Raw genomic sequence first — 275 nt, forward strand, 5'->3', positions numbered from 1 at the left:
GACTCGGCGTGGCTCGCGACAAGCTGACCAGCATGGAATACGCGGACCTGGCCACCGCTGATCGTCACCTCGACAATCTCGCCGATGAGCCGCCACGGGACTGAGTAGGCGTTGGTGTCGACCTCAATGGCGCAATCGGCGTGGACCTTGCGGATTCCGACCTGAAGCCGGCCAGCATTCCGATCAAAATCCGGCCACCGTTCCGATTTGAAGCCGGCCACGATTCCAATCAATTACCGGCTGGTTTCCGGCTCTGACGATACCCCCTGGGTCAG

1 pseudogene is annotated in these 275 nt (G+C 61.1%); it reads right to left on the reverse strand.

Features of this window, described 5'->3' with window-relative positions:
- Positions 1 to 155: pseudogene (locus tag IB272_RS34610) on the reverse strand (IS21 family transposase); the annotation flags it as partial.
- Positions 156 to 275: the final 120 nt, after the last annotated feature.

It is taken from the genome of Ensifer sp. ENS08 (assembly GCF_014852195.1).
Classification (GTDB): domain Bacteria; phylum Pseudomonadota; class Alphaproteobacteria; order Rhizobiales; family Rhizobiaceae; genus Ensifer; species Ensifer adhaerens.